Below are 3,714 nucleotides of genomic sequence, written 5' to 3' on the forward strand. Positions count from 1 at the left end.
TGGTACTGGTTCAGATATTAAGTTTATTAAATTTAATCTTGACAAAACCGACAAAGAAGTGCATCGAATCGAGCGCGGAGGAGAAGTCACCCATCACTGTCCGGGGCAGTTAGTGGGCTATCCGATCCTCAATTTGCGCTATTATCAGCAGGATTTACACTGGTATTTGCGACAATTAGAAGAAGTCATCCTGCAAACTATAGCTATTTATGGATTGTCGGGGGCAAGAATCGGGGGCTTGACAGGGGTATGGGTAGAAGGGTATAAAATAGCGGCGATCGGTATTAAAGTTAGTCGTTGGATTACCTATCATGGTTTTGCCATCAATGTTTGTCCGGATTTAAGCGGGTTTGCCGAGATTATTCCCTGTGGGATTGCTAATAAACCCGTGGGCAGTTTAGAGCAGTTTCTGCCTAATATTAGTCTTATGCAAGTACAGCAAGATTTATCGAGGGTTTTCGCTTCAGTTTTCGGTGTGGAATTATTTTCTCTTGACAAGGATTAATATGAGCGATCGCAAAGACCCAGAAAAACTCACCGTGGAAAATAGGGCCGATAACCCCGAAAATAACGGTAAAACCAGTTTATCGGCCCCCGATGCCTCCGAATACGTCTCCTCTTTATCTTCGCGTAATCCCGTGCGTCAGCGCATCCTAGTATTAAAAGATCTTCGACCGGGTAACGCGGGGTTACTACTGGCCCCCCTGATGCTGATGACCATCGGCCTGGTCTTTAGCTGGGACTGGTTAGGCTTTTCTGGGGCGATAGTAGCGATATTAATATCTTTACAGGTGATTTTGCCCTCTATTCGCCAGTGGATCGCCCATTATCTCACTCCCTCTGAACGTCAGACGGTTTTCGCTTTTATAGTTTTTATAGCTGCTCTGGCCGGATTAGGGAAATATTTAGGAGTTTACGAGCGCATATTGCGATGGTTAGACAGTTTTAAATACGATGAGTTCGGTTCCTGGGCCGAGTGGGTGGGGGCCTTGGGACAGATTATGATCGCCGTGTTAGCCGTCTATGTGGCCTGGGAACAGTACGTTATTTCTAAGGATTTAACCATACAACAAAATCGCATTACCCAACAACAGACGATCGATTCCTATTTTCAGGGGATTTCCGATTTAGCCTTAGATGAGGAGGGATTTTTAGAAGATTGGCCCCAGGAAAGAGCGATCGCAGAAGGTCGCACCGCTTCCATCCTCAGCAGTGTCGATGCCTCTGGAAAAGCGAAAATACTGCGTTTTTTGAGTCAATCGCGGCTATTATCACCGATTAAACGCGATCGTTATCTAGGCCGACCGATTCTAGACGGGGAAGGGGGTTACGCGGAGGATCGAGAGTTCGGTACAAGAGTAGTACAACTGGGGGTAATGTTAGCGGGGTCCGACATTTCTGGGCAGGATCTGCGCTGGACCGATTTAAGCGAAGCGAATATGGTGCGGGCCGATTTAAGTTATAGCGATTTGGTAAAAGCAAATGTATCGCGGACAATTCTCTACGAAGCTAATTTAAGAGGGGCCGATATCAAGGGGATGCGTTTATTTTATGGTTCCCCAGAAAATGCTACCCCCCGCAGTCGCAGCGTTCCCCCCAATTATGACAGAGGAGAACACACGGGAGCAGTGGTAGAAAATGTCAATTTTACCGGGGTGAAAAACATGAGCGAGGAACAACGTCACTATTGTTGTCGTTGGTGTGGGGAAAAGTCCCGCGCAACCATTCCGGGGGGATGTGCTGATATTGCCAATCTTTTAGGTCGTTAACGAAGGCAGTCGGCAGTCCTGATGTCAAAGTTGGCACCGCCAAGCATGAGAATATTCTGATTGACGAATTGGCGTTATTTCAGCCTCTATTTTCAAGTCAGTGCCTCTCCTGATATGTATCCTATACTCAACGGATTTAGTATTACTTTCCACTTGATCACTCAATCCAAGCTTTTGGGGGGTAGAACCCCCCAAACCCCCCGTTGGGGGCGTGGCGCCGCCCCCAAACCCCCCGCGCATTAGTTTTTCGGTGAGATGCTTACACGCAGCTGCTAATACATTGGTAATAATTTCAGAGTCACTCCACTTGCAAGAGTGCCTCTCCTGATATGTAGCTTATACTCAACGGATTTAGTATGAATAATTAGGGTTTGCTGAATAAATCTAAAAACCTTGTTGGATAATATCTTTAGGCTTTTTTGAAATCAAAAAGTGGCAGCCCTTGGCGTGATCGGGGGGGAAATTTAGGCTCTTTTTCCCTGAAAATTAGGTAGTTGGCCGCCTCAAAACCAGTAAAACCCCACACCCCACCTGCCCCCCCGATGTCGGGGGGGTTGGGGGGCCACACCCTGCCCCCACGAAAAAGTTTTTCAGCAAACCCTAATTGTAGTTGTGCCACCTGCACGCAATCCCTTAACTCCTCACTCAATTGATAATTTTCCGCCCCAACGATCCTGGGGGATAAAAGTCCGCTCTAGATTAATTTTTGCCACGGGTTCTGTGAGGGTAAATTCTCCCGATTCGATCAGTGCTTTTAATTCTAAAGCGGCTTCCCGGGACAGGGAAATACTGGCCAAAGGAGCCACCCTAACACTTTTTCCCTCGATCATAATCCGACCGCTTTTTAGTTTAGCGTAGGTGATTAAACCAAAGGTAGGACGGACTCGCCGGGGAATGGAAAAATCCACCACTGGAGCGACAATTTCCTCATCTTTTACCGCACAATGTCGAACAATTTCCTCGTTTAAAATTGGAATCGGTACTGCTACCCCTAACATTAAAGAAGCCCCATAATTTTTGAAATAACAACCCCGCACCCAACGAGCATTCATTTGTTTAGCATCCCCAATTAAGGCTAAGGTAGAAGCCGGTCCAATAGGAGTGCGATTTTGTAGGCGTTTTTGCAGGGGAAAATGTTGGGTTCCTTCCCAGGCAATATAACCGATTCCTCCTCCCAAAAAAATGCGCGTACCGATGCCGATAGCCTCTAAATCGGGGTCATTTAACAGGGGAGAAATTGCCCCGGGGTTAGAATAAACCGCATTACCTAATCGCGGCTGTAGTGGTCCCAAATAAGTATATAAAGTCCGCTCTCCCCCATTGACTCCGACGATAAAATTCTGGTAGAGATTGCGAGGATTAAAAAGATAAAATTGATTGATAGTCTCCTTAGAAATAATCGTTTCAAAAGAAGCGCGAGGATAACAATCGGTGGCCTGGCCCACAGCGCGCAATGGCAGCGATTTTCCAGCGATTAAATCCTCAATAATATGTCCGCCACCCCTTTCGGGATTTTCTCCCTCTAAATTCTCATTTTTGGCCGCTATATCACTAATAGCACTGGCCCCTAAGTATAAATCCACCGCCCCAAAACCAGCATAAGCAGGAATCCCATCTAACCAACATTGACGAATTTTTATCGGCGGATCTGTCTGACCTAAATTAATAATTGCCCCCGAAGATTCCATCGGTTCAAAGGTTCCCGTACAAACCACATCTACTTGGGAAAAAACCTCCTTAATTCCCATCTCGTTAACACGGTTTTTTAATTCCTCTACTGTCCAGACTACAGCTGTTTTTTTAGCAATTTTGTCGTTGATTTCAGCGATTGTTCTCATGATAAGTAGCTGGTTATAATTAAATTGAAGATGGATCCCCCCTTAATCCCCCCTTAATCCCCCCTTAATAAGGGGGGCATCTGAAAGTTTTCAACACCTACCTACTT

Annotated in this window: 3 protein-coding genes; 2 read left to right on the forward strand and 1 reads right to left on the reverse strand. The window is 46.1% G+C overall.

From position 1 onward, the window contains the following. Together lipB and MICAI_RS13705 are read left to right on the forward strand one after the other, a co-directional pair. The coding region (gene lipB, locus MICAI_RS13700) for a lipoyl(octanoyl) transferase LipB (protein ID WP_039900170.1) at window positions 1-505 on the forward strand (505 nt) is incomplete at its 5' end. 1 nt (window position 506) lies between these two features. Continuing rightward, window positions 507-1,769, forward strand: coding sequence for a pentapeptide repeat-containing protein (locus MICAI_RS13705; protein ID WP_039900171.1), 1,263 nt, complete (start codon window positions 507-509; stop codon window positions 1,767-1,769). A 641-nt stretch (window positions 1,770-2,410) separates the two neighbouring features. Here MICAI_RS13705 and MICAI_RS13720 read toward each other — a convergent pair. Next, complete coding sequence (locus tag MICAI_RS13720) at window positions 2,411-3,607, reverse strand: homocysteine biosynthesis protein (RefSeq protein WP_008203007.1); 1,197 nt, start codon at window positions 3,605-3,607, stop codon at window positions 2,411-2,413. Window positions 3,608-3,714: the final 107 nt, after the last annotated feature.

This window comes from Microcystis sp. T1-4 (assembly GCF_000297435.1).
Classification (GTDB): Bacteria; Cyanobacteriota; Cyanobacteriia; order Cyanobacteriales; family Microcystaceae; genus Microcystis.